Raw genomic sequence first — 23,924 nt, 5'->3', positions numbered from 1 at the left:
CTCCCGCAGCGCGCCCGCCGCAGCCAACACGCCGGCGGCTGACCGGGCACTGGCGTCGTGTGGGCGCTCCGGGGGGTGGCCCGGGTCTCGCGGCCCGGCGATCAGCAGCGCGGCGGCTTCCAGAGCGTCGGCGACGAAGGCGGCCGAGCCGAGGCGGCCCAGCAGGTCCAGCAACCGGCCGGCCGCCACCTTGGCGGGCCGCCGCGTCGCCGGCCAGCAGGGCCTCGGCGCATCGGATGAGCACGAGTGCGTGCGTGGCCGGCAGCGGGAGCGCGGTGCTGAGCTGTTCGGCTTGGGCGGCCAGGCCCCGGGCCCGGTCCGGGTCGCCTGCCGCGGCGGCCAGCGGGGCGAGCGCGGCGAGTGAATGCGCGGTGAGGACGGTGGCACCACCCCGTCCCGCTTCCCTGGCCGCCTCGAACCATCGGACCGCATCGCTGGGGTCGCCGGCGGCGATGGCGTTCGTCCCGAGGACGTACTCGCACCACCCGCGGATCGCTGCCACCATCGCCGAGTCCGGGTTCTCGACGGCGACCTCTTCAATCAGCGTCTTCCCCTGCACCAGCAGGGCCCGGCCCGGCTCGAACTCGCCACGGGCGGTGCGCAGGAAGCCCTGGATGAAGTCGGCGTAGGCGAGCGCGGCCGGTTCGCCCAGGCGGGTCGCTACTGCCGTCGCCTCGGCGTGCAGGGCGGCGCTGCGTCCGGGGTCCGGCCGGTGGGACTGGTCGAGGGCGATCGAAAGCAGGGTCAGCGCGACGGAGAGGTCGGGACTGTCGCGCTCGGCCATCGCCACGCAGCGCTCCAGCCACGGCAAGGGTGCCCACCGGCCGGACCAGTGCCAGAAGGTGCGCAGCCAGCCGATGAGCCGCAGCGCCTGGTCGACCTCCCCGGTGTCCAGCGACGCATGAAGCGCGGCATGCAGGTGCTCGAGGTCGGCGGCGACGGCCCGCATTCCCTCGATCGAGTCCTCGGCGCTGGCGGGGAAGCCGGGGACTCGGCGGAGGTAGTGATCGCGGTGTGCCCGGCCCGCTTCGGCCAGACCCGCCTCGTCGAGCAGTCCGGTGCCGTACTCCCGGACGGTTTCTGGCAGCCGGTAGCGAGGCGTCGGGTCCGCGCCAACGACCGGAACCACCAGGGACTTGCCGACGAGGCCGGCCAGCAGATCAAGCACTTCGATCTCCGTGGCGCGTGGCGCGCCCACGGCAGCCGCAGCGGCAAGGTCGAAGGGGGCCGGGAACACCGACAGGCGCGTCAGCAGCGACGCCTCCGCAGGCGCCAGCAGTTCGTAGCTCCAGTCCATCGCTGCGCGCAGGGTCTGGTGGCGCGCGGGTGCCAACCGGGACCCGCCGGTGAGCAGCGCGAAACGGTCGTCCAACGCATCGGCGAGGGCGTGGGCCCCGAGCACCGGCACGCGGGCGGCGGCCAGCTCCAGGGCCAGCGGGATGCCGTCAAGACGGGTACAGATCCGGGCGATCGCGGCGGAGTTGCGTTCGGAGAGCCCGAACCCGCTGCCGGTCGCTGCCGCCCGCTCGCAGAACAGCCGGACGGCGTCGGAATGGGCGACCGCCTCGGCGTCGTCCGGGTCGGCCGGGAGCGAGAGCGGCGGGATCCGGAACACCACCTCGCCGGGGACATCGAGCACCTCGCGGCTGGTGGCCAGCACCTGCACCTTGGGGCAGCGGCGGAGGATCTCGTGGGCGAGCGCCGCCGCCCCGGCGAGGACCTGCTCGCAGTTGTCGAGGATCAGCAACATCCGGCGTCCGGACAAGTAGCGGCAGAGTGCGGCCGTCGCGGCCGGGCCGGCGTCCGGGGCACCGCCGAGTTGGAGACCGAGGGCGGCCGTGACCTCGCCGGCGAGCAGCTCCGGATCGGTCATCGGGGTCAGGTCGGCCAGCCACACCCCGTCGGGGAACTCGTCGTCGTCGGTGGCCGCTGCGAGGGCAAGCGCGAGCCGGGTCTTGCCGGCTCCACCCAGGCCCACGACGCTGACGAGGCGGGCCGACCGTCGCGCGACGGCCAGCTCCGCCAATTCCGCGTGCCGGCCGACGAAGGTCGTCACCGGGTCGGGGAGCCTCGGAGCGTGCGCCGGGTCGAGGGGATCCGGTGACTGCCCGCCGACGATACTTACCTGACGGTTCGTCAGTTCGGTGTGGGTCGGTGCCCGCGGCGGGGCAGGGGCCATCTCGTGGCGCAGGATCCGACCCTGCAGCGCCACCAGGTCAGGGGTCGGCTCCACACCGAGGTCCGTCGTCAGCGAGCGGTGCAGTCCCTGGTAGGCCGCCAGCGCGTCCGCCTGACGACCGAGGCGGTACAGGGCGGTCATCAGGACGGCCGCGGCCCCCTCGCGGAGTGGATGCTCGCGGACGTGGGGCTCGAGGACGGCCAGTGCCGCGCCGGCGTCGCCACGGTCCAGGTCGGCCTGCGCGAGCGCCTCGGTGACGGCGAGCCGCGCCTGCTCCAGCCGGGCCACCTCCGCCGAGCCGAATGCCCCGGCGTCCAGACCCGCCAGCGCCGGACCACGCCAGCAGGCCAACGCGGCCCGCAACCTCTCGGATGCCCGGTCGGCGTCCCGTGCGGCGAGTGCGTGCCCCTGCGCGGCGAGGTCCTCGAACCGGCGGGAGTCCACACAGGCCGGATCGACCACCAGGGCGTATCCGGGATGACGGCCTTCGATGGCGGCACCGGTGGCCCGGAGGGCTCCGCGCAGTCGCGACACCAGGCTCTGTGCGGTTGTCGGAGCACTCGGGGGTGCCTCCTCACCCCACAGCTCGTCGACCAGGACATCCAGCGGGACGACCTGGTTGACCTGCAGGGCGAGGACGGCCAGCAGCGTCTGCTGCTTGGCGCTGCCGATCGGCAGCGGTCGGCCGGCCGAAGTGACCTCGACGGGGCCGAGGAGGCGGACCTCGAAGTCGGTCCCCACTCGGGGTCTCCCTTCGGGGTCGGCGGCCCTGCTGCGGCGATCATTGCCCGAGGTGAGCGGCCGCCGCCACCGGCGCACGGGTGGCGCAGGAATCACGCATGCGGTAACGCCCATCCTGAACGCAGCCCCGGCCGGCGAGGCCGGACGTAGGGAAGGAGACACCATGGACCTGACCACCCGCCGTGACGCCAGCCTCAAGGGCCACGAGGCCGCCACCGCCCAGTTCGCCGACCTGATCCTCACCCTGGATCGCACCGACATCCCAGTGCCCGGATCGACATGGACGGTCCGTGACGTCGCCGCCCACCTGGTGACCTTCTGCGGGGTCTACACCGAGATGGCCCGCGGAAACCCGCCGAGGCTGCCCGAGCCCGGCCATTGGGCCGGCCGCGAGCGGTGCCTGCACGACGGTGACTGGTTTCGCACCGCCTTGGCCGCGTACTCGGAGGGACTGCTCGCCGACGTCCCCGAGACCGACCCGGCCCAGCTGGCGAAGCTGGTCGTCGACGCCTCCGGCCGGTTCGTCGACGACCTCTCCCGGCGCGCCGCCGATCAGCGCATCGCGATGTACTGGGGCAACGAGGTGACCGTCGCGGACATGGCGGGCATCCTGCTCGGCGAGCCGATCCTGCACGGCTTCGACGTCGCAGGCGCGCTCGGGCGGCCGTGGCCGATCGACCGGAACCACGTCGCGCTGAACTTGGCCGGGATGCTGCCGGCGCTGCGCCTCGCCGTCCGCGACGAGCCGAGCCGCGGCCTCAACGTGGCCTGCCAGATCAACCTCACCGGCCTCACCAGTCTGGTGGTGCGGTTCGTTGACGGTGCCGCTGCGCTGGACGAGCCGGGTGCTCCGGTGGACAGCGTGATCACCGCCGACCCGGTCGCCTGGTTCCTGGTGCGCTCCGGCCGGATGACCACGCTGCAGGCGTTGACGTTCGGCCTTATCAGCGGGGCGCCGGACGACACCGCCCTCCTAGCACTCGACACCCTGCTGGTCTTTCCCTAAAGGTCGGACGGTCGGCCAGTACTGCCGCCTCGCCGGGTCCGCGTCTGATCTGATGCTCCGCCAGGAGCTGCCGTGGCGCGATCCGACGATCGGGGGGTGAACCGTGGTGGAGACGGGGGGACTCGAACCCCCAACCCCTGCCTTGCAAAATCGCCGCGGCATGTCCGTGGAGGTCCATCGCGTTGGCCGACCTGCTTCTCCCGGTGTCAGCGAATGCGAGGGCGTCCGCCCCAGTCCGGCCCGTTGGCAACCGCCTTGGCAACCATCTGGCCATGCACGTTCACCGAGGACTCCGGGGCGCTCGCGGAGATTTCTCGAGATCCACAAGCTTGGATTGGTTAGGTAGTCACCCACGGACAATTCAGTCTACGCGGCGATCTGGAGGCCGCTCGAGAGCGTTTGAGTGAGCAGACCTGTCACGAACAGGGCGGGGCCGAGGTAGGCCCTCCGGCCGCGACCGACGTTGGTCACGGCGAGGGCGGCGACGGCCGCGACCTGCTCCTCGACCTGCCGGCGGACGTCCAGCGCGATCGCTGCTGCGGTTTTGTTCGCGCGCTCCTCCGCGTCCCGGAGGCTGCCAACAAGGTCATGTCGGAGGTGCTCGAGGACGCCCTCGAGCGCGGCTACCCGCTGCTCCAGAGTCAGGACCTGACCGGTCGAGGGGCTCCCGCTCCCGGACAGATGCACGGTGGCGTACTCCGTGGCATCGGTCCTCCTGGGGCGATTCTGGAACGCGGAGACGGCTCGTACCCCCTGCTGCAGGTCACGGAAGGTCAGGTATTAGCCCAGCGAGCTCGGCCGACGGCCGGCAAGGTGGCCTGGGTGCGCCGCACGCCGCCCCGGCCCGGCCCGAGCAGTTCCCCCTGCGGCACGACTACGAACTCGCCAACGCCCGGCTCGGTCACACGCTGGGCGATCGGTGTAACTTCGGCTCCCGTCTGCCGCAAAATTCCTTCTGAGTGAGAGGGCGGCGGCCGGGTAGCGGGATCTCCTCCGAACGCGAGCCGCATCTCCTAGGTCCTCGCCCGCCCCGGGTCCGGGCCGGTGGGGAAGGACGCCCCGTCGCGGCCGCGTTCGAAGGACAGCTGGGGAGGAATCGTTGACATCGGATTCAATACCCCGGAGTCGAGGAGGCGAGATGACGTCACGACGGTCGTTTCTGTTTGGCGCCGGCGGTGTCATCGCCTTGGGCGCGCTTGCCGCGTGTGGGGACGGACCGCCGGGGGCCTCCGGTGCCGCTCCCGCTGCGGACGGGCAGTCGCCGGAGGTTCCCACCAACACGATCGTGATCAAGAACTTCGTGTTCAGCCCGGCGACGCTCACCGTCGCCCCAGGGGCGGTGGTCATGGTCAACAACCAGGACACCGCGCCGCACACGGCGACCGCCGAAGACAGGAGCTTTGACACCGGCAATCTGGCCGGCAACCAGCGCGGGTCGATCACCGCGCCCACGGAGCCCGGCGAGTATCCCTATATCTGCGATATCCACCAGTACATGAAGGGCAATCTCACCGTGAAGGCGTCGTGATGGACGTTCGTCGGCTTCTGACCGTCGCGCCAGGAGTCCCCCGCCTTTCGCCCCCCGACATCGGTTTACGTCTGGTGGTCATCGCCGGGTTGGTGATCAACGCCGCTGCGCATTTCCATCTGGCCCACTTCTATGACGGCACGAAGGAATCCATCAGCCAGGGTGCCCTGTTCCGGATCGAGGGCGCACTGGCGATTGGCGCGGCTGTCCTGGTGCTCCTGGCTCGTGGTCGCATCGTAGCGTTGGTCGCGTTCGCCGTGCTCAGTGGCGGAGCGTTCGCGGTGCTCCTCTACCGCTACGTCAATGTCGGGGAATTCGGCCCGCTGCCGAACATGTACGAGCCGTTCTGGTACGACGACAAGACGCTGAGCGTCTGGGCCGAATCCATCGGTGCTGCGGCAGCACTCGCCCTGGTCGTTATTACTCATCGGGCGTCGTCGACTCCGGCCCTTCGGCGTGACCTGTGACCTCACGCCGCGGCTTGAAGCCCGCGCTGCTCATGAAGGTCGCCAGGGTAGGGGGTCGACGCAAGATTGAGGGCGGGCAAGAGCGGAGCAGGTTTCGTGGCACGCCGAATTGTCCCCCGTCGGCAGGGCCCGGCCGTTGGTAGCCGGTTCCTCCCGGGCCCCTGCGCCGATTCAAGGAAATCAGGACGGTCGACGAGCTCCTCAGTGCCTCCGTGGGCGGGGAGGGGCTGGCGTTTGGTGCGTTGTACGACCGGCCACTTGCGACAACTTTTCAGCTCTTGTGTCGGCCTCGCCGACACCGGGGCGGTTGCCGCCGTCCGCGGTGAAGTCCTCGCCTCCGTGCGCACCCGGCGGCGCCCGCATCTCAGCATCTGAGTCTCGTGCGGAAGCCACCCGGTGCTGGTAGCGCCGAGTGCCCGTGAGACCGGCAATTTCGTGTCGACGACCTCGGCCTCACCCGTGGCGTGGGCCGGGCGCGGGCGTGGCACAAGCCGCGTGCGCTCGTCTCCCCTTCGGCGTCGAGAGCGGACCTCGAACTGATGGGGGCCGGGCGGCCGGGCGGTTGGCCAGGGCAGGTGCTCGGTGCTGACGCGGTCCCGGACCCCGAAGCTCACGATTCATGCCCGATCTGGGCCGTTTCCGCCGCCGCCCTTCGAGGGCGGCACGGGGACGACGGACAGGACGATCCGCGGCAGGCGTGCCGCGCACCAATTGCTCAGCCCGCTGTCAGCGCGCTGGGTGTCTGCGCGCCGAGTGAGGTGTCGCTCTTGGCGAACTTCACGAACGTGTCCGGCACCGGATAGTCCCCGAGCACGTAGGACAGGATCGCGGCGTGCTGGCGCTCGACCGGGGCAATGGTGGCGACGGCGGAGAGCGCTTCCTTGCTGGTCAGTTCGCCCATCTGCTTGGTGTACGTCGCAGCCGCGGTGTTCTCCAGCGTCAACGCCAGCATGGCCAACTTTGGCACCGAGTCGACCTTGGCGAACAGCGCCTTGACCGTAGGCGTGAGCCCGGGCGTTGGGTCGGCGTACGCCGTGCCGCCGGCGCCGGTGAGGGCGGCGTTGAAGGCACGGCGTACGCCGTGCCGCCGGCGCCGGTGAGGGCGGCGTTGAAGGCGTCGGCGTGGTCGGAGTGCTGCATCTTGGCGTGGGTCGCGAACTCCGCCACCGCCTTGGGCACGGTCTTGCCGAACATGCCCTTGGGTGCCGCCTCCAGGGCCGCGCCGTAGGCGAACACGGCGAGGTTCTCCAGGCTGGCGTTGAGCATCAGCGCCTGGGAGTCGGCGCCACCGTCACCCTGGCCGCTGTCCTGCCCCGAGTCACTGGTGCCGGAGCCGGCTTGCGGGGTGGTGGCCGGGGTCGCGGCGTCCTCCTTGTCGTCACCGCAAGCGGCGAGCACCAGGCCGCCGACCACGAGCCCGCCGGTTGTGGTCAGGAAGCGGCGGCGGCCGGCGCGCAGCTCCGCCGACGGTTCACTTCGCCGCAGGCTCGACCCGAGTTCGGCCAGCCGGGCCCGCATCTGCGGGAACGTGGCGTGGTGCATCTCGACCATCTCCGCGGTCATCGCGCGCAGCTCAGCCTCGCTGATCTGCATCTCCTTCGGACTGCGCGTCACTGGACCGCTCCTTCGCTGGACGGGCTGGCCAGATCGGTCTTCTTGAAAGTCTCGGGAATTCCCACCGAACCGGCCGCCGCCGGCAGCTCCGCCGCGTCGACCGCTCCACCGGTGGCCTTGACGGTGATCAGGTTCGCCGCGTCACCCTTGAGGCCACGGGCATGGGCATGGGCATGGGCAAGCACGCACTTCAAATGCTCGTTCACCGGGGCACGTTGGAGCGGGCCGCGCACGGGGTCTACCGGTTTCCGCAGTACCCGGTGGGCGAACACGACAACCTCATGCTCGCCATGTTGTGGACTCGGGTGCCCGAGGCGGCCCTGTCCCACGAGACGGCGCTGGACGCCTGCGGCATCAGCGACGTCAACCCGAACCGAATCCACGTCACGGTCGGGAAGCAGAGCCGATTCCGGCGTGCGGGTGGGGCGGACTACGTCGTCCACCACGAGGACCTAGCCCCTGACCGGATCGGGTGGTGGCAGCAGATCCCAACCGTCACCCCGGCGACGGCGATCGCCCAATGTCTTGCCTACGGCACGCCGACGTATCTGCTCCGCCAAGCCATCGAACGTGGTCACGCGCAGGGCTATCTGAAGACCGCCGAACGCGAGGCCCTGGCCGGGGCTCTGGAGGCTCGTCATGACCGATGAGCCCGTCGGTTCCCGCCTGGCCGCCCTGCTGCGCTCGCTGAAGCCCAAGGCGAAGCAACCCAGCTCGACGAATGTCCTCAACGCCTGGATCTCCCAAGCCGAAGGGCAACTCGGCGAGGAGGCTAAAGGTGGACGGCTCGGTTGGCTGATCGCTTCGTCGGTGGCGGTCGGTGCTGTGCAACGCGCCATCGACGCCGACGTGGTCGGCAGTTGTTCCTGCTCAAGGGCGGCACCCTGCTCCAGCATCGCCTCAACGCGACGGCCCGCACGGTCTTCAACGCTCAGGGCCATGTGGACGTCGTCGTGGCGCCCAATGAGCTCACCCGCGTGGACCTGTTCATCCCCAGGGGGTATGCATGGGGGGGTTCATACGCCTCGAGGTCGACGGCGGGATCGGCACCATGCGCCTGGACCGGCCCAAGATGAACGCCCTGAACTTCGCCATGCAGGAGGAGATCCGCGCGGTCGCCCAGGAGGCCTCAGAACGCGACGACGTCGCGGCGGTGGTCATCTACGGCGGCGAACGGGTCTTCGCGGCCGGGGCGGACATCAAGGAGATGGTCGACATCTCCCCGACGGACATGGCGAAGCGCTCGGTCCGCTTGCACGCCTGCTTCAACGCGGTCGCGGACATCCCCAAGCCGGTCATCGCGGCGATCACCGGGTACGCGTTGGGCGGCGGGTGCGAACTGGCGCTGTGCGCGGACTTCCGGGTGTGCGCCGAGAATGCCCAGCTCGGGTTGCCGGAGATGTTGCTCGGCGTCATCCCCGGCGCGGGCGGCACCCAACGGCTGCCGCGGCTGGTCGGGCCGGCCAAGGCCAAGGACCTGCTGTTCTCCGGCCGCTTCGTCGGCGCGCCGGAATCGTTGGCCATGGGTCTGGTGGATTGTGCCGGCGGCCGAGGTCTACACCGAGGCGTTGGCCTGGGCGGGCACCTTCGTCGGTGGACCCGCCGCGGCGCTGCGCGCCGCCAAGGTGGCCGTCGACCAGGGGCTGGAGTTGGACCTGGCCGCGGGCCTGGCAGTGGAGCGCATGGTGTTCGCCCCGCTGTTCGCCACCGAGGACACGAAGATCGGCATGCGTTCGTTCGTGGAGAACGGCCCGGGCAAGGCCAAGTTCACCGGTCGCTGACGGAGGGTCAGGGAGCGAAGTCGCGGCCCAGCAGATGGCGGGCGACGACGAGCTTGGCGATCTGCGCGGTGCCGTCGCCGATCTCCAGCCCGATGACGTCACGCATCCGCTGGCCCTGCGGATTGTCCGTGGAGAAGCCGGCGTGGCCGAAGGTCAGCAACGCCTGATGAATGATGTCGACGCTGAGCTTGGGCGCCCACCACTTCGCCATGTTCGCCGGCACCGCCGGATCCTGGCCGGCGTCCTTGAGGGCCAGCGCCTCGAAACACAGATGCGTCGCGGCCCGCAGGTGCGTGGCGCACTCGACGAGCGGGAACGCGAGCCCCTGGAAGGTGCCGATCGGTTTGCCGAACGCCTCGCGGGTGCGGGCGTAATCCAGGGCATCATCCAGCGCGGCGGAGGCAACGCCCAGACACATCAGACCGATCACCGCGCGGGAGTAATCGAAGCCCTGCATCACCCGGACGAAACCCTCGCCCTCGGCACCGATCAACTGATCGCGCCCCACCGGCAGGCCGTCGAAGTACAGGCTGGCCCGGCCGATGGCCCGGCTGCCCAGGTCGTCCAGTTGGGTGCGGGCCACGTAGCCGGGGTCCAGGTCGACCATGAACGCGGACACCCCGCGGGCGCCGGAACCGCCGGTGCGGGCGAACACGGTCGCCACCGGGGCGGCCATGCCCAGGGTGACCGAGGTCTTCTCACCGACAAGCCGCCACCCGTCGCCGTCGGCTACGGCACGCAGTTCGAGGTGGGCGGCATCGGAGCCCTGGCCGGGCTCGGTCAGGCACAACGCGGGCGGGGTCTCGCCGGCCGCGATCGGCGGGAGCCAACGCGCGAGCTGCTCCTCGCGTCCACCGGCCAGCAGGATCTCGCTGACCAGCGCACTGTTCAGCAGTAGGTAGCAGGAGTTGAAGTCGGCGCGGGAGATCTCGTAGGCGGCCATGCCCGTGGTGACCGCGTCGGCATCCTGACCGCCGAAACGGTCGGGGATGCGCAGCCCGGTCAACCCCACGCCGGCCAGCGCCGGGCCCACCTCGGGGCGCAGCACGCCGGCCAGATCGTCGGCGCGATAGTGCGGCGCGAGGACCTTCTCCCCGAACGCGCGCAGCTCGCGTCGGAAGTCTTCCTGTTCCGGGCTGAAGGTGAAGTCCATCGGCTCTCCATGTGCACATGTCCTGCGCAGCGGGTGCGCAGTTAGTGTGTCGGGCGTCAACCGGACCGACTGGAGCGGGTGCGAGGTGGCGCGATGCTGAGGGCCTCGGACACCGGCTTCGGCGTGATGCTGCCGAGCTTCGACCCGTTCCGCATGGGCCGGCCGCCGCTGTTGGCCGGTGCCGTGTTGGCCGAGGAGCTGGGGTTCGACTCCGGCTGGGTCGGGGACCATCTCAGCTTCCACCCGCCGGTGCTGGACGCCCTCACGTCACTCGCCGCGGTGGCCGGGCGGACCAATCGGCTGGTGCTCGGCACCGGGGTGCTCCTGCTGCCGTTGCGTCATGCGGTGTGGACCGCCAAGCAGGTGGCCACGGTCGCCGAGCTGGCCCCGGATCGGTTGCTGCTCGGCGTCGGTGTCGGCGGGGAGAACCCGGCGGAGTGGGAGGCGGCCGGCGTGCCGGTCGCCGAACGTGGCCGCCGGTTGGACGAGGGGCTGGAGATCATCACCGCGTTGCTGCGCGGCAAACCGGTGGACCATCCCGGACCGCTGCTGCCGGTCCGCTCGCCGGCACTCGAGCCGTTCCCGGACGTGCCACCGCCAATTGTCGTCGGCGGGCGTTCGGATGCCGGGCTGCGGCGCGCGGCCCGCGTCGCCGACGGGTGGCTCGGGGTGTGGCTGTCCGCGCGCCGATTGGCCGAGGTGCGCACCCAGCTCGACGAGTACGCCGCGCAGTACGCCCGGCCGCGGTGCACGGTGCTGCAGATGGTGTTCGCGCACGTCACGGACGACGTCGACGCGGGGCGGGCGGAGGCAGCGGCGTTCGCGAAGGGCCAGTACGGACTGGGCTACGAGAAGCTCGAGCGGTGGGTGTTGGTCGGTCACGAGGCCCGGGTTGCCGACGGTCTGGCCGAGTTGCGGGATGCCGGCGCGGAGGGCTTCGTGGTGGTGCCGGCTGCCGCCGATGCCCTCACGCAATACCACCGTCTGGCCGGCGTGCGGGCCCTGCTGGACGGCTGAGATCACCACCGGGAGGCGACGATGCCGAGGCTGACCGCTGATTTCGACGCGGCCTACCGCGCCGCGATGGCCCGGTACTGGCTCGACCGGACGCTGTTGGACCACCTCGACGAAGCCGTCGCCGCCGCACCCGACAAGCCGGCGGTGATCGGCCACGTGCAGTCCACCGGCTCCCGGCACGTGCTCACCCGGGCCGAGTTGGCAGACCGGGCCGATCGGATCGCCGCCGGGCTGCTCGACCTCGGTGTGCAGCCCGGTCAGGTGGTGTCGGTGCAACTGCCCAACTGGTGGCAGCTCATCGCCCTGCACCTGGCCTGCCGGCAAGACTCCCGTCGGGAGCGACGGTACGCAACTCGACGCCCGGCAGTGGGGAGCCGTCGGTCTCGAACACCCGCTCGCACCGTGTCCGGTCCGGAGCCGGGCCAGCGAGGGCCGTTGATCGAATTGACCTGGAACGGCACTGAACCACTCATGCTGAAGGACGGAACATCGCGCACCTTCCTCGAGGACGGCGACACCGTCACCATCCGGGCGTCGGCCCCGGCGGTCGGAGGTGGCCGCCTCGGCTTCGGCGAGGTCACACCGGCACGATTTTGCCCGTGCGCAGCTCTCAGCTTTCGGCCCCGTCGTGAGGCGCTTCACGTCGTCGACCCGCGACACGAAAGGTCACCGAACCCCGCGAACGCGTTCGGTTGGAGCCAGCGGCGCAGGGTGCAGTCGCGTCCGCTTGCGGGTGGCACGAGCGCCGATCGCGCTGCGTGGAGAGCCCTTGGCCTAAAGACGCAGGGCGACCCTGCCGGCGGTACTGTAACGGGCGATTTATGCTTATTCTGACGGATAGTCACTTTTTCGCAAGTGAGGCAACCGCCACTTGCCGTAACCTGCTCGCGCAGATCTCAGCGCAGGCGGCAACGACTGTCACGATCAGCGGAGGCCCGGTGCGGAACACTGAGTGCGTGCGCCGATCTGGAGATCGATGAGGTCGATTGCGCCGTCGAGCGATCTGGCCCGCTCCGCCGCCTCGATCATTTGTCCGATCAGCTGCAGTTCACGCCGCATACAGGACACGAGCGTCGGCCAGCACGCTCGCCTTCAGCCGTTCGAGGGCATTGCGCGAGACGAGGTCAACCGGCCGGCCGAGCACTTCGGACAATTCGTCGGCCAGGGCCTCGATGCCCCAACCGAGTCGGGCCCCAGGGGCGAGCTCGTAGAGGACGTCGACATCGCTGTCCGGCGCCGCCTCGCCGCGGCTGACCGACCCGAAGACGTCGAGCCGGCGACGCCAAAGCGGCGGCAGATCTCGGCGATGCGATGGACGTCGACCTCAAGTCCGGGGACGGCCATGAGCCGAGGGTACGGCGGAACTGCTCCAGCGCACGTCCATCGGATTCCGAGTCGCGCAGGAAAGGTTCACTTGGGCCGGCGTTGCCGTCAAACCGACCGGCCGGTACCGGTCTAGTGCGCGCCGACGAAGGAGTCCGCCACGGCGACGTTGTTCCGCGTGCCCGCTACGACGTAATTGCGCTGACCCAAGACGTCGATGGCCGCGAACGGACCGGACACCGGGCCCAGGCGAGTCTTTCTCGGTAGCTCCGCGAGCACGCTCTTGGGGTGGCGGTAGGAGGACCAGTTCGTCTTCAAGACGAGGATCCGCTGCGACGTCACAACCACTAGTCGGTAGCCGCCGCCCAGCATGCTGAAGATTCCGATGAGGGCGAACAGAGGCGGCCAGAACGTCTGAGCGACGAACACAGTCTGGACATCCTCTCCCGGCTCAATGAACTGCCGAGCGGCCCTGACGAGCTTGTCCTCAACGCTTGCCATGAGTTTCCTCTCCCCGCGGGGACGTGGCTACCTCGGCTTCCGCACACCACGGATGCCGCCGGCAATATCGGCGTTGGGTGGCCCTACCTGTACCCCCGAGGGCGTGTCGTCGTGTCGTGTCCGCCTCCGTCGATTGGGGCCGCTGCCGGCAACCGCCTGGACGGCGTTTTCGTGGTGGCGCTGACCCTCGGCTTGCGACGGGGCGAGATCCTCGGGCTCAGGTGGGCGGACATCGACCTCGACAACCGCACGCTGCATGTCCGGCAAGCTGTCCAGCGCGCCAGTGGATCACTGCGCATCGTGGAACCCAGGACCCACCGGTCGCGGCGAGACCCTCCTGACCGCATGGCATCGCGATCGAGTCCCGTGGAGTGGTGTAGGCCGACGTTGTCGTGATCGTCGACGGCAGCAAGTGTCTCAGGCGGTGATGGCCAGCGGCACCTCCTCGACGGTGGGGACTTCTTCGCCGATCTTGGCCATGGATTCCTCGGAGAGGTAGCGGCGCTCAGCCACGGCCCATTCGTCGTGGGTCTCGACCAGCACGGCGGTGACCAGGCGCAGCACGGAAGGGTCGTTGGGGAAGATCCCCACGACGTTGGTGCGGCGTTTGACTCCCCGTTCACCCGCTCGAGCGGCCTTAAATCGGTAGGGGCTGGGCGCTATTGAGAGGCGCGCGATGGCGGGCTCGTCCAGGAACAGATCGGCGCCTGAGCCGTCACAACTCTGTCTCTCCGGCCCCGCCCGAGCCGGCGGCGGCGGGGAGGGCACTCAGCCGTTGCGCTTCTGGATGTTCGCCCACTCGTCCTTGAGGCCCACGGTGCGGTGGAAGGTGCCGGGGGTGTCCGGGTCCGTGGCGAAGTAGCCCAGCCGCTCGAACTGCACGACCTCGCCGGGCTTGGTGTCGGCCAGGACGGGCTCGGCCTTCGCCCCGACGATCGTGCGGCGCGAGTCCGGGTTCACGGTCGGCTCGGTGCCGTCGCTGCCGGGCCGGGGGTCGACGAACAGCCTTTCGTACAGGTGCACCGTGACGTCGACGGCGTGCGCGGCGCTCACCCAGTGCATGGTGGCCTTGACCTTCCGGCCGTCCGGCGCGGATCCGCCGCGGGTCGCCGGGTCGTAGGTGCAGCGCACCTCGGTGACGTTCCCGCCGGAGTCGGTGACCACGTCGGTGGCCGTGACGAAGTAGCCGCCGCGCAGCCGGACCTCCCGGCCCGGCGCGAGCCGGAAGTACTTCGGCGGCGGGTCGAGCTTGAAGTCGTCCTGCTCGATCCAGAGCTCGCCGCTGAACGGCACGCTGCGCACGCCGGCCGTCGGGTCCTCCGGGTTCTCGACCAGCTCGACGTGCTCGACCTGCCCCTCGGGCCAGTTGGTGATGACGAGCTTCAGCGGTTCGAGCACAGCCATCCGGCGCAGCGCGTGCGCGTTGTGGTGGGTCCGGACGAACGACTCGAGAAACTCGATCTCGGTCGTGGTGTTGGTCTTCGCGACCCCGAGCGTCGTCACGAACTCCCGGATCGCCGCGGCCGGATACCCCCGGCGCCGCATGCCCTGCAGCGTGGGCATCCGGGCGTCGTCCCAGCCGTCGACCGTGCCGTCCTCGACGAGCGCGCGCAGGTGACGCTTGGACATGACGGTGTGCGTCATCCCCAACCGGGCGAACTCGGTCTGCTCGGGCCGCTCCCGCGGCAGGTCGAGGTGGTCGAGGCACCAGTCGTAGAGCGGCCGGTGGTCGGTGAACTCGAGCGTGCAGATCGAGTGGGTCACGCCCTCGATCGCGTCCGACTGCCCGTGCGCCCAGTCGTAGGTGGGGTAGACGATCCAGTCGGTCCCGGTGCGGACGTGCGCGACCCGGCGGATCCGGTAGAGCACCGGGTCGCGCAGGGCCATGACGCTCGCCTGCATGTCGATCTTCGCGCGGAGGACGCGCGAGCCGTCGGCGAACTCCCCGTCGCGCATGCCTCGGAGCAGGGCTAGGTTCTCCTCGACGTCGCGGTTGCGGTGAGGCGACTCGATGCCCGGCTTGCCGAAGCCGCCGCGCTGTGCCCGGATGGTGTCGCCGTCCTGGTCGTCGACATAGGCCAGACCCTTGCCCACCAGCACTTCTGCCCAGTCGTAGATCTGGCCGAAGTAGTCCGAGGCGTAGAAGACGTTGGCCGGGGTGAAGCCGAGCCAGGCGACGTCGGCGAGGATCGCCTCGACGTACTCGTGATCCTCCGCCTCGGGGTTGGTGTCATCGAAGCGCAGATTGCAGACCCCGCCGAACTCCGCAGCGATGCCGAAGTTCAGGCAGATGCTCTTGGCGTGCCCGATGTGCAGGTAGCCGTTGGGCTCCGGCGGGAAGCGCGTCTGCACCCGGTCGCCGTACTTCCCGGACGCGAGGTCGCCGCGGATCAGGTCGCGGATGAAGTCGCTCGGCGCGGGGCCAGCGTCGGGGTCAGCGTTCATCCGGTCATGTTTTCAGGTTCGGCGGACTGACGTGCAACCGGAGGGTGGCCGTCCTGCGAGAGGCAGGACGGCCGATCAGCCCGCCAGGGCCGGCAAGGCTGCGACCTGCGCCTCGACGGCGGCGCTGGCCAGGCCGACCGCGTACACGTCAGGAGTGTGAGTGGACGCGCGCCTCGGTCACGGCGAGAGGCTCGTCGGCGGGCGGCGCCTCGCCGGTGAGCAACTCGGCGGCGCGGCGCATCGCCTCACGGTAAGAGTCGCGATCGCGGGTGAACCAACACCGCCTCCGCCAGCTCTCCACGACCTCGTGGACGGCGGACAGGTCCAGCGACTGACCGGCCACGACCAACGCGGCCCGGTAGTCCCGGTCAAATTCGGCCCGGTACTCGGGGTGAAGGGCCGACCGAATCTCCGCCGGCGTCGCGCCCTCGCGAGGCAGCGGAGGGAGGTCTTCCTCGTCCGGAACCGGCAACGTGGGGCCGCCCAACCGCCGCCCTCGGCCACGACGACCGCGCTGGACGGACGGGCCTGCATGAGCTTGCTGAGGAGCCGCTTGATGTCGAGGACCGCGTAGCGCTCGTCCTCGCGTTGGACCGTGACGACCCGGCCCGCCTGAGCGTTGTCCAGCAGCGCCCGGAACTGGCTTCGCGCCTCGCTGGTCGTCGGGAAGTGGCGGGTCACGGATTGATGGTGATCGGCGAACGTAGGTACGTCAAGTACGTGAAGTACATGCGCGAGCTCCGACGCCGCGGGCGCACCAGCGCCGACGTTAGGCCCCCGGTTTCGCTGCATTGTTGATGCGCTTGTGCTTGTCCCGCTGATAGTCCTCGACCCACTTCTTCGAGCTCAGCCAGGTTCCGTTGTCCGACTTCTGGGCACGTAGCCGGCCACGTTCCGCCGCCGCTCGAAGGGCTGTGGCCGTGACACCCGTCTTCGCTTCGATGAGGCTTGCCAACGGCACGAGACGAGCCGGGCCGGCGACGGCTGGGACGACGAACCGGTAGAGGTTGTTGGTTACCGCCCGGGCGATGAGCTCACCCAGCGGCCCGTAGTCACCCTTGTCGGCTTTGCGCATCGCGTCGAGGTACTTCGTGCGTTCGTTCTTGAACACGATCGCCGGCGGGTAACCGAGCCTCACCAGGATCAGGTTCAGCAGCAGGCGGCCGGCGCGGCCGTTGCCGTCGAGGTAGGGGTGGATCCGCTCGAAGTCGTTGTGGACCTTCGCCAATCGCTCGGGAAGCGCAACCTCGCTCTCCTCACGGAGCTCGTTCACGCCCCTAACCCAATCGGTCATCCGGTGGTCGACCTCGGGGAACGGAGGTGGCGTCATCCCTTCAGGGAACGGATGGATGTCGTGCTTTCGCCAATTTCCCGGCGTCTCAGCCGGGGTCGCATTCGAGTGGGGCGCCACGTTCCAGACCGGCGTCATCGCCTCGTAGTGGACTGTCCGGACCTCCTGGATGCTGAGCAGGTCACCCGTGGTCCAGCCCCCGGGTTCCAGCGCCTGTCCGTAGACCCACTTGGCCGCAGCGCCGTAGCCGACGACCTCCATGTACTCCTTCAGTTCCTTCGACCCCACCGCCCGTCCTTCATCGAGGAGCTTGCGGACCTCGTTGAGGACCAGCGTGTTGCCTTCGAGGGCAGTGGAGTGGTGCGCCTCCTGGTGCCACAGCTCGTCCCAGATCTCCTCGGCCTCCGCAGGGTTCGGGAGCCCACCCATTCGCGTGTCCAGGTCGTTGATCGCCTCTTCCAGGCGGGCGTAGATCGCCTGTCGGGAAGGGCGTCCGCGTGCCATGAATTGAGCCCCTTGGTCGAAATCGGTGGCGCATAGTTTGTCGCGCTCTTGGCAACATAAGTTGAACACAACAACTTCAGACTGTACCGGAAGTTGTTGAGTCAAGGTCAATGGATATCGAACGCAACAACTTCGGCGACGTACGCGTGTCTCCTGATCCACCGACTCCGCGTCGCCAGCGAGGCCAAAGCGGTGGGCACCGGTCGAAGGCGTCGCGGTACTCGGGACGCAGGGCGGCCCGGATCTCCAGGGATGTCGCCCCAGCGAGCGGAAGCGGTGGGAGTGCTGCCTCTTCGGCGAAGCGCTGGACACATCAAAAGCCTAGACACGGCCCACCGCTCGACCCCAGAGCCGCTGACGAATGCGGCCCCGACCCTGTGGATAACTGCCCGCACTGAGGAGCTCGGTCGCGGAGTAGTGCCTTAGGGCGTGCAGGTGGCTGTCGATGCGCAGGCCGGCGCACATCCGCGAGTACCGGTGCGTGACCCCGCTCGGGTCATAAGGCCGCGAGTAGTCGGGTTCGTACGAGAACAGGAACGCATCGTCACCTGCGTCGAGCCCGAGCTCGGCGGCCAGGGAACCCTAGCGAGCCCGGTGCTCCTGCAGCACCTTGACCGTCTCCCGGTCCAGGGCGATGCGGCGCATCCGGTGGGTCTTGGTGTCCTTCTCGATGACCCGAGCGCCGATCTTCACCACGCCTCGGCGTACGAGCAGGGTCTCGGTATCGAAGTCGACGTCGGACCAGCGCAACGCGACGAGCTCGCCGCGGCGCAGGCCGGTCACCATCACCAGCCACACCAGTGTGCCCCACTCGACGCCCTCCGCCCACGCCGCCGCCAGGATCCGCCCGGCCTGCTCGGAGGTCGGCGGGTTCGGCTGCGGCGCGGGCACCCGGGGCTTCTTCGCAACGGACGCCGGGTTAGATCCGATCCAGCCCCACCGCACCGCGGCCGAGAGCGCCCCGCTGATGATGAAGTGGATCCGGTTGATCGTCGCGTTCGCCAGCGGCCGGCACTCGTGCGGCGGGCACGACACCACCACGCACCCGGCATCGGAGCAGCAGTGCGCGGGCGAGGCGATCGCCGGCCGGCCCGGCGGCCGCTTGTGCCGGACCAGGTCGCACTCGTGCTCGCCGACGACGCGGTGGTCCCGGCGCACCTCGCCCGCCCGACACCGCGCCCGGCACCGGCGCAGCTCGGCGTAGAAACGCTCCAGGGCCCGGGGCGTCACCTTGGACAGCGCGAGCTCTCCGAGCGCCGGGGTGATGTGGTTGCGCAGGTACGCCTCGTAGGAACGGCGGGAGGTCTCCTCCAGCTCCTGGACCTGCAGCCACTCCGCGAGCGCGACCGAGAACGTCGCGTTGGTGCGGGCGATGCGGTCCTGGTCGCGGTCGGCCCGCATCCGGTTCAACGCCTTGCGCGCCGCGGCCTGGCTCGGGTGCGTCTCGATCGCGTAGCGCCGACGCCCCGTCAGCGGATCGGTGCCGGTGGACAGCGAGGCCTGCCAGGAGCTCCCGCGCTTGCGCAGGGAGCCCTCGGGTCGGCGAGGCGGAACGGCGGCCATGTCCGCGACCGCAAGTCGCAGTCAGGCTCGCAGTCCGGAAATTTGTCCGGGTGGGGATAACCCCGAACCTGCAGGTGAACCGGGGTGGAGACGGGGGGACTCGAACCCCCAACCCCTGCCTTGCAAAGGCAGTGCTCTGCCAATTGAGCTACGTCCCCGGGAGCGGCTACAGGCTACTGCAGCGCAGGTCAGGGCCCGTCAGCGTCCCTCGCGCAGACCGGCCTCCGCCGGCGCTCGTCGCCGTCGTGCCATCGGCGTGCCAGATCTCCGAGACCGGAGCGGTCAACTTCGGGGTCTCGCAGTCGCCCGAGGTCCGGCGCTGGGCTTCGATCACCCCACTGAGCGCGTCGGCGATGACCCGATCGCGTTCTGCGGTGGCGTGTTGATAGATCAGCGCAGCCCGGGTGCTGGCGTGGCCCATCCGGGCCATCAGCTCACGCAGGCTGGCACCGGTTCCGGCCGCCAATGTGTTTCCGGTGTGCCGCAGGTCGTGGAAGTGCACCGGGCCCAATGCCGCATCGGAAATCGCCTTCACCCAGATCCGACGGAAGTTCTGCCGGCGCAGTGGGGCGCCGAGGCTGCCGACGAAGACTCGCCCTTCGACGCCGCGCTCGGCGTACTGCCGCAGGTGCTGGACCACGTCGGGCAGGATCGCCTCGGGGATGCTCACCGAACGGAGCCCGGCGGCGGTCTTGGGCGCCTTGATCAGCAGCCGGCCATCGGAGAGCTCCACTTGCGCCCGGCGCACGTGGACGACCGCGTTGATGGTGTCGATGTCGAGACGGCGCAAGGCGGCGAGCTCGCCGAAGCGCAGGCCGGTGAAGGTCGCCATCAGAACCAGGGCGCGGAACCGAGCGGGGATGACCCCCGCGACGGTGAGGACCTCGGCCACCGTCAGGATCGGACGCTCCGGGCTCGCCTCGGCGCTCGCGCCCTTGATCCGGCAGGGGTTACGACGGATGAGGCCGTCGTCGACCGCGGTGTTGAGGATCGCCCGGAGCAGCCGGTACGCCTTCGCGACAGACGGTTCGCCAGTCCCGGCGTCGAGCAAGCCCTTCCGCCATCTCCGCACCGTCGGGTCCTGGATCTCGCGCAGGCTCAGTGCCCCGAGGTTCGGCAGGATCTGCAGTCTCAGCGCACTGGCGTAGCGCTCGCGGGTGGTCTCGCTCAGCCCGGTGCGCTCCTGCAGCCACGTCGTGCCGTAGTCCCGCAGCGGGATCCGACCGCCCGCGGGGTCGAACCAGTCGTCCCTCGCGAGGTCGGCCTCAGCCTTGGTCAGCCAGAGTTCCGCGTCCGCCTTGCGTGCGAAGGTGTTCGGTGCCGGTCGGAGCAGCCCGTTCGGGCCGAGGTACCGGACCTGGTAGCGCCCCGAGGGAAGCTTGCGCACGCTGCCGAAGTGACGTCGCCGGCCTGCCATCAGCGGTCCCTGGACGTCGAGGCGAAGCTCTCCGCAGACACAGTTCCTCCTCAGGAGGCGTCGGGGTGTGCTTCCTGGCGCCCTGACTCGATATAGGCGTCAAGGTCGTCGCTGGCGATCCGCACGTGCTTGCCGAGCTTGACCACCGCGATCCGACGCTCGGACCGTAGCCGACGCACGAACCGCACCGAGGTCCCCAGCCGCTGCGCGGCCTGTTCGACGGTCAGAAGTTCCATGATGAGCCCCTCCGAGGTCAATAGTTTCTACACCTAGTTCCCCCACAATGCCCAGAGCATACCGCAGGCTACTCGCTCCCGCAACTATCGACATAGACGGTGGAACATGTAGCGTGGTGGACATGCCCGGACGCAAACGAACCACCGCCCCCGTGGACCCGCCCGCGAACCTCAACGAGGTCATCGCCTACAACTTCCGCCGCGCCCGGGAGCTGCGGGGGCTGACCCAGGACGAGGCCGCGGACACCCTGGAACGGTTCCTGGGTCAGCGCCTGACCCAGGCGAGCATTTCCGCGATCGAGCGTTCCTACCGCGGGGACAAGCGCCGCGAGTTCGACGCCCAGGAGATCCTCGCCTTCGCGTGCGCGTTCGACGTCCCACTGCTGTGGTTCTTCCTCCCCCCACCACAGGACACCCGCCGCCTGGCCGGCACCTCGGACCGCGTCAACGAGCTCTACACCCTCGCGCTGGGCCGCGAGGACCAGGTCGAGGAGCTCTACGCCCGGTTCCGGGAGCTCGGGATGGCCGAACCCGCCGAGCACGACGCCACCCTCGGGCGGGTGTTCGGCGCCCCGACCGCCACCACGTTGCGGGACTACCGCCACCGCCGCAAGGAGATGCTCCTGGCGCTACTCGACGAGCACGCGGACCGCTTGGACGCGACCGCCGAGGAGATGGGGGCCTTCTTCGACCATCTGCGTCAGGTCGGCGTCCGCGGTCTGGTCGCGGAGAAGCTCAACGACGCCGACTTCATCGCACCGCCCAGGTCCCGCAAGCCCCGCGGCCAGTCCTAGCCGACTCCCCGCCGCAGAGGTCAGCCGACCCACAGCACGAGGACCAGCTGGACCCGCCGCTGACGCTCCATCACCAGATAGACGGCCAGCCCTGCGGTGCCGAACGCGTGGGCTCGCACGGGCCGATCCGGGTCCTCCGAGTGGTACGGGCTCCCGCTCCAGGGGGCGGTCTCCAGCACGACCCGCAGCTCCGCGAACGCGGCGAGCGCCTCGGGTGGAAGGGCGTCAATCTGTTCTTGGACCGAGGCATCATGATCGAGGTCGTACACCGAAGCCGACTCAGAACCGGGACTCGGTGACCTCGACCGGTTCGTCCTCCGGCGGCATCACGCCGGTCAGCAACTCAGCGGCCCGCCGGATCACGTGACGATGCTGGGCCGGATCGCGGGTCACCCAAGAGCGCAGCCGCCAGCTCTCCAGGACCGCGAGCACACCGGACAGGTCCATGGACCGGCCGGCCCCGTCCAAGGCGGCGCGATAGGCCCGGTCGAACTCGTCCCGGTACTGCGGATACAACGCGGCCCGGATCTCCCCCGGGGAGGCCCCGGCCATAGGCAACGGCGGCAGCGCCGACGTCGACGCATCCTCAGGCATCGGCGCGCTGGTCATAGAGCCAGCCTAATGGGGCGGTTCAACGACCGAGGCCGAGGTCGTCGTCACGGTCTCTGAACGTATAGGCGTCCCGCGCGTGGTGCCGCGCGCGGTACTGGTCGGCCTGGGCAGAGGGAGGGGCGAGCTCGACGGGGCGGGGCCAGGCGAGCCGGCCGGTCGAGCGGGTGAGTGAGGCCCGCAGGCGTTCTGCGGGTTCGTAGCTGTCCTCGCGCGCCGCGGGCACAGCCCGCGCGCGGGTCTGCTGGCGTTCGAGCCTGCTCAGCACCTCGATCTCGCTGTTGAGCCCGACCCGTTCATCGAAGATCGCCCCCATCGCGCTGCGGTGGCCCGCGAGGGTGGCGACCAGGTCGCGGCGGCGGCCCCGGGACCAGCGCGGGAGTTGCTCGAGCTCGGCTTGGGCCGCGTGGAGCTGCTCACGAATCCCGTGTTCGGATTCGCGGAGCTGGCCCATCCGGGCCTGGCCGTCCGCCAACCGGGCCGAGGTGTCGAGGTGATCCTGGGGGATCTCGACTGCCCGGGTGCGTCGCGAGGTTCGCGCCGCCTCGGCGTGGACGCCTGCGCCGTTCACGTCTGCGGCGTTCACGTCTGCGGTGCGTGCGTCGGCGCGGGCCTGTTCCTCGGCCCTGGCCCTGGCCGCCTCCCGCGCGGTGTGCGCGCTGTCCTGCGCGCCGCTGTTGGCCAGCGCCGCCGCGAGGATGTCCAGCGCCGCCTCGACTGGTGGGAGCCGATCGGCCGATTCCGGGGCGCGGGGGCCGTGGTGCTCGGGGTCGGTGGTGCGGTCCGGGGTGATGTAGGCGTGGTTCTCCTCCCGCCCGCGGGTCATCGCCACATACAGGTGTTCGCGGTCCAGGCCGGGGCGAACCAGCACCACCCCGATGTCCGTGGTCGCGCCTTGGGCGGCGTCGATGGTGGCGGCCCAGCCGTAGTCGGCATGCCGGGCGACATAGGCGGCGGGCAGCTCGAGCCGGCCACGCCCGCCCAGGTCTTCCACGACCAGCCCACCCGTGGGCCCGGCACCCAGGACCCGGAACCGGTCACCGTTGCGTACGTGGGTATCCCCGATCGTGAGCCGGCGGTCATTGCGCCGGGCCCGCAGCAGATCCCCGGCCGCCCAGTCCCGCTCCCCGATCCGCACCCCCGTGACCCCGACCGCTTCGCCCGGGTGCGCGGCGTTCCGGGCGCGGGTGTTGAGGGCGTCCACGTCGGTGCGGGTCCGGGCCATCATCAGCGCGTCCCGTCCGTCGGCCCGGGCGGCAGCCCACCGGGTGAAGACCTCGTCCAACCCCTGCTCGGCGTCGGGGCACGGGTGCAGGCGCCCCGCGGCCTGGTAGGTCGCCAGGACCTCGGGGTTCCCGTCCCGTAGCGCCACCGAGGCGCGGCGTTCCCATTCGTGGGTGAACCGGTGGATGGTGGCCAGTTCAATGCCGTGTCCGCCCTGGTGCAGGGTGGCGAGCATCCCGCCGGGGCCGTTGATGACCCCGATCTGGGCCGGGTCACCGACCAGGACGACCTTGGTCGCGTGCGCGCCCGCAACATTGATGAGCAGGTCCAGGTCCAGGGTGCTGGCCATCGAGGCCTCGTCCACCATCAGCACCGTGCGGTCATCGAGCCGGGTCCACGCCGAGCGATTCGCCGCGCCCGTCCCGGGACCGCGCGGGTCGGAGCGGTCGTGCAGCCACTTGGCCAGGGTGTCCGTGCGCTGCCCGGTCGCGTGCGCGAGTTCCGCGGCCGCCCGCGCGGACGGGGCAAGCC

22 protein-coding genes, 1 tRNA gene and 5 pseudogenes are annotated in these 23,924 nt (G+C 70.1%); 9 read left to right on the top strand and 19 right to left on the bottom strand.

The window, feature by feature from the left end:
• Positions 1 to 2,920 (bottom strand): BTAD domain-containing putative transcriptional regulator (locus H0X00_RS06735; protein WP_293768342.1); only part of this gene is annotated, 2,920 nt, incomplete at its 3' end.
• A 163-nt stretch (positions 2,921 to 3,083) separates the two neighbouring features.
• Here H0X00_RS06735 and H0X00_RS06730 point away from each other — a divergent pair.
• Complete coding sequence (locus H0X00_RS06730; RefSeq protein WP_293768340.1) at positions 3,084 to 3,926, top strand: maleylpyruvate isomerase N-terminal domain-containing protein; 843 nt, start codon at positions 3,084 to 3,086, stop codon at positions 3,924 to 3,926.
• Positions 3,927 to 4,292: 366 nt separating this feature from the next.
• On the opposite strand, the gene H0X00_RS06725 is transcribed toward H0X00_RS06730, so the two are convergent.
• Positions 4,293 to 4,613 (bottom strand): hypothetical protein, encoded by a 321-nt coding sequence (locus tag H0X00_RS06725; RefSeq protein ID WP_293768338.1) that lies wholly within the window; start codon positions 4,611 to 4,613, stop codon positions 4,293 to 4,295.
• A 451-nt stretch (positions 4,614 to 5,064) separates the two neighbouring features.
• Here H0X00_RS06725 and H0X00_RS06720 point away from each other — a divergent pair, with 451 nt between their 5' ends.
• Both H0X00_RS06720 and H0X00_RS06715 read left to right on the top strand, forming a co-directional pair.
• Positions 5,065 to 5,454, top strand: coding sequence for a cupredoxin domain-containing protein (locus H0X00_RS06720; protein WP_293768336.1), 390 nt, complete (start codon positions 5,065 to 5,067; stop codon positions 5,452 to 5,454).
• Complete coding sequence (locus H0X00_RS06715; RefSeq protein ID WP_293768334.1) at positions 5,454 to 5,921, top strand: hypothetical protein; 468 nt, start codon at positions 5,454 to 5,456, stop codon at positions 5,919 to 5,921. Before H0X00_RS06720 ends, H0X00_RS06715 begins: the two co-directional genes overlap by 1 nt.
• 715 nt (positions 5,922 to 6,636) lie before the next feature.
• Here H0X00_RS06715 and H0X00_RS06710 read toward each other — a convergent pair.
• From H0X00_RS06710 to H0X00_RS06700, 3 genes and pseudogenes are all read right to left on the bottom strand, one after another.
• Positions 6,637 to 6,942 (bottom strand): annotated as a pseudogene (locus H0X00_RS06710) (ferritin-like domain-containing protein); the annotation flags it as partial.
• Positions 6,861 to 7,535 carry a hypothetical protein gene (locus tag H0X00_RS06705; protein WP_293768332.1) on the bottom strand — a complete coding sequence of 225 codons (675 nt, stop codon included), beginning with the start codon at positions 7,533 to 7,535 and terminating at the stop codon, positions 6,861 to 6,863. The gene H0X00_RS06705 and the pseudogene H0X00_RS06710, both read right to left, overlap by 82 nt.
• Entirely contained in the window at positions 7,532 to 7,741 is a 210-nt protein-coding gene (locus tag H0X00_RS06700) for a hypothetical protein (protein ID WP_293768330.1), read from the bottom strand. The genes H0X00_RS06705 and H0X00_RS06700 overlap by 4 nt, the downstream gene beginning before the upstream one ends.
• On the opposite strand from H0X00_RS06700, the gene H0X00_RS06695 reads away from it, so the two are divergent.
• Both H0X00_RS06695 and H0X00_RS23725 read left to right on the top strand, forming a co-directional pair.
• Positions 7,730 to 8,185, top strand: a complete 456-nt coding sequence (locus tag H0X00_RS06695; RefSeq protein ID WP_293768328.1) for a hypothetical protein — start codon at positions 7,730 to 7,732, stop codon at positions 8,183 to 8,185. The two genes, H0X00_RS06700 and H0X00_RS06695, sit on opposite strands and share 12 nt — an antisense overlap.
• Positions 8,186 to 8,541: 356 nt before the next feature.
• Positions 8,542 to 9,316 (top strand): annotated as a pseudogene (locus tag H0X00_RS23725) (enoyl-CoA hydratase/isomerase family protein).
• Between the two features lie 7 nt (positions 9,317 to 9,323).
• Here the strand turns inward: H0X00_RS23725 and H0X00_RS06680 are convergent.
• Entirely contained in the window at positions 9,324 to 10,469 is a 1,146-nt protein-coding gene (locus tag H0X00_RS06680; protein ID WP_293768322.1) for an acyl-CoA dehydrogenase family protein, read from the bottom strand.
• 93 nt (positions 10,470 to 10,562) lie between these two features.
• Here H0X00_RS06680 and H0X00_RS06675 point away from each other — a divergent pair, with 93 nt between their 5' ends.
• The 3 genes and pseudogenes from H0X00_RS06675 to H0X00_RS23715 all read left to right on the top strand — a co-directional run.
• Positions 10,563 to 11,486 (top strand): LLM class flavin-dependent oxidoreductase, encoded by a 924-nt coding sequence (locus H0X00_RS06675; RefSeq protein WP_293768320.1) that lies wholly within the window; start codon positions 10,563 to 10,565, stop codon positions 11,484 to 11,486.
• A gap of 21 nt (positions 11,487 to 11,507) precedes the next feature.
• Positions 11,508 to 11,792 (top strand): annotated as a pseudogene (locus H0X00_RS23720) (AMP-binding protein); the annotation flags it as partial.
• Between the two features lie 87 nt (positions 11,793 to 11,879).
• Positions 11,880 to 12,068: pseudogene (locus H0X00_RS23715) on the top strand (fumarylacetoacetase); the annotation flags it as partial.
• 466 nt (positions 12,069 to 12,534) lie between these two features.
• Here H0X00_RS23715 and H0X00_RS23710 read toward each other — a convergent pair.
• From H0X00_RS23710 to H0X00_RS06625, 10 genes and pseudogenes are all read right to left on the bottom strand, one after another.
• The gene (locus tag H0X00_RS23710; protein WP_367186466.1) at positions 12,535 to 12,783 is read right to left on the bottom strand and encodes a nucleotidyltransferase family protein; all 249 of its coding nucleotides are present in this window, start codon (positions 12,781 to 12,783) and stop codon (positions 12,535 to 12,537) included.
• 158 nt (positions 12,784 to 12,941) lie between these two features.
• Positions 12,942 to 13,310: a hypothetical protein gene (locus H0X00_RS06665; RefSeq protein ID WP_293768316.1), complete on the bottom strand. Its 369-nt coding sequence runs from the start codon at positions 13,308 to 13,310 to the stop codon at positions 12,942 to 12,944.
• Positions 13,311 to 13,727: 417 nt separating this feature from the next.
• Positions 13,728 to 13,945 (bottom strand): annotated as a pseudogene (locus tag H0X00_RS06660) (transposase); the annotation flags it as partial.
• A gap of 133 nt (positions 13,946 to 14,078) precedes the next feature.
• Positions 14,079 to 15,755 carry a glutamine--tRNA ligase/YqeY domain fusion protein gene (locus H0X00_RS06655; RefSeq protein ID WP_293768314.1) on the bottom strand — a complete coding sequence of 559 codons (1,677 nt, stop codon included), beginning with the start codon at positions 15,753 to 15,755 and terminating at the stop codon, positions 14,079 to 14,081.
• Between the two features lie 148 nt (positions 15,756 to 15,903).
• Entirely contained in the window at positions 15,904 to 16,242 is a 339-nt protein-coding gene (locus H0X00_RS06650) for a DUF6247 family protein (protein ID WP_293768312.1), read from the bottom strand.
• Positions 16,243 to 16,524: 282 nt separating this feature from the next.
• Entirely contained in the window at positions 16,525 to 17,550 is a 1,026-nt protein-coding gene (locus H0X00_RS06645; protein WP_293768310.1) for a Fic family protein, read from the bottom strand.
• A 582-nt stretch (positions 17,551 to 18,132) separates the two neighbouring features.
• Positions 18,133 to 19,113 carry a site-specific integrase gene (locus tag H0X00_RS06640; protein ID WP_293768308.1) on the bottom strand — a complete coding sequence of 327 codons (981 nt, stop codon included), beginning with the start codon at positions 19,111 to 19,113 and terminating at the stop codon, positions 18,133 to 18,135.
• Between the two features lie 85 nt (positions 19,114 to 19,198).
• A tRNA-Ala gene (locus H0X00_RS06635) sits at positions 19,199 to 19,271 on the bottom strand.
• A gap of 8 nt (positions 19,272 to 19,279) precedes the next feature.
• Positions 19,280 to 20,530: a site-specific integrase gene (locus H0X00_RS06630; protein ID WP_293768306.1), complete on the bottom strand. Its 1,251-nt coding sequence runs from the start codon at positions 20,528 to 20,530 to the stop codon at positions 19,280 to 19,282.
• Positions 20,531 to 20,580: 50 nt separating this feature from the next.
• Positions 20,581 to 20,766 (bottom strand): helix-turn-helix domain-containing protein, encoded by a 186-nt coding sequence (locus tag H0X00_RS06625; protein ID WP_293768304.1) that lies wholly within the window; start codon positions 20,764 to 20,766, stop codon positions 20,581 to 20,583.
• A gap of 122 nt (positions 20,767 to 20,888) precedes the next feature.
• Here H0X00_RS06625 and H0X00_RS06620 point away from each other — a divergent pair, with 122 nt between their 5' ends.
• Positions 20,889 to 21,560 (top strand): helix-turn-helix transcriptional regulator, encoded by a 672-nt coding sequence (locus tag H0X00_RS06620; protein ID WP_293768302.1) that lies wholly within the window; start codon positions 20,889 to 20,891, stop codon positions 21,558 to 21,560.
• 20 nt (positions 21,561 to 21,580) lie between these two features.
• On the opposite strand, the gene H0X00_RS06615 is transcribed toward H0X00_RS06620, so the two are convergent.
• The 3 genes from H0X00_RS06615 to H0X00_RS06605 all read right to left on the bottom strand — a co-directional run.
• Positions 21,581 to 21,829 (bottom strand): hypothetical protein, encoded by a 249-nt coding sequence (locus tag H0X00_RS06615; RefSeq protein WP_293768300.1) that lies wholly within the window; start codon positions 21,827 to 21,829, stop codon positions 21,581 to 21,583.
• 10 nt (positions 21,830 to 21,839) lie between these two features.
• Positions 21,840 to 22,169: a DUF6247 family protein gene (locus H0X00_RS06610; protein WP_293768298.1), complete on the bottom strand. Its 330-nt coding sequence runs from the start codon at positions 22,167 to 22,169 to the stop codon at positions 21,840 to 21,842.
• A 22-nt stretch (positions 22,170 to 22,191) separates the two neighbouring features.
• Positions 22,192 to 23,924, bottom strand: a 1,733-nt coding sequence (locus H0X00_RS06605) for an AAA family ATPase (RefSeq protein WP_293768296.1), incomplete at its 5' end; no start/stop codon positions are given.

The organism is Sporichthya sp. (assembly GCF_013815995.1).
Lineage (GTDB): Bacteria > Actinomycetota > Actinomycetes > Sporichthyales > Sporichthyaceae > Sporichthya.
Note: the sequence above shows the minus strand (reverse complement) of the source record. Positions and strands in the feature narration are given on the sequence as shown.

Bases quoted from the DNA above. Each gene is read 5' to 3' on its own strand.
- H0X00_RS06630 (WP_293768306.1), bottom strand. From the start codon at position 20,530: ATGGCAGGCCGGCGACGTCACTTCGGCAGCGTGCGCAAGCTTCCCTCG.
- H0X00_RS06655 (WP_293768314.1), bottom strand. From the start codon at position 15,755: ATGAACGCTGACCCCGACGCTGGCCCCGCGCCGAGCGACTTCATCCGC.
- H0X00_RS06730 (WP_293768340.1), top strand. From the start codon at position 3,084: ATGGACCTGACCACCCGCCGTGACGCCAGCCTCAAGGGCCACGAGGCC.
- H0X00_RS06680 (WP_293768322.1), bottom strand. From the start codon at position 10,469: ATGGACTTCACCTTCAGCCCGGAACAGGAAGACTTCCGACGCGAGCTG.
- H0X00_RS06620 (WP_293768302.1), top strand. From the start codon at position 20,889: ATGCCCGGACGCAAACGAACCACCGCCCCCGTGGACCCGCCCGCGAAC.
- H0X00_RS06675 (WP_293768320.1), top strand. From the start codon at position 10,563: ATGCTGAGGGCCTCGGACACCGGCTTCGGCGTGATGCTGCCGAGCTTC.
- H0X00_RS06640 (WP_293768308.1), bottom strand. From the start codon at position 19,113: ATGGCCGCCGTTCCGCCTCGCCGACCCGAGGGCTCCCTGCGCAAGCGC.
- H0X00_RS06625 (WP_293768304.1), bottom strand. From the start codon at position 20,766: ATGGAACTTCTGACCGTCGAACAGGCCGCGCAGCGGCTGGGGACCTCG.
- H0X00_RS06695 (WP_293768328.1), top strand. From the start codon at position 7,730: ATGCTCGTTCACCGGGGCACGTTGGAGCGGGCCGCGCACGGGGTCTAC.
- H0X00_RS06645 (WP_293768310.1), bottom strand. From the start codon at position 17,550: ATGGCACGCGGACGCCCTTCCCGACAGGCGATCTACGCCCGCCTGGAA.
- H0X00_RS06665 (WP_293768316.1), bottom strand. From the start codon at position 13,310: ATGGCAAGCGTTGAGGACAAGCTCGTCAGGGCCGCTCGGCAGTTCATT.
- H0X00_RS06715 (WP_293768334.1), top strand. From the start codon at position 5,454: ATGGACGTTCGTCGGCTTCTGACCGTCGCGCCAGGAGTCCCCCGCCTT.
- H0X00_RS06720 (WP_293768336.1), top strand. From the start codon at position 5,065: ATGACGTCACGACGGTCGTTTCTGTTTGGCGCCGGCGGTGTCATCGCC.
- H0X00_RS06610 (WP_293768298.1), bottom strand. From the start codon at position 22,169: ATGACCAGCGCGCCGATGCCTGAGGATGCGTCGACGTCGGCGCTGCCG.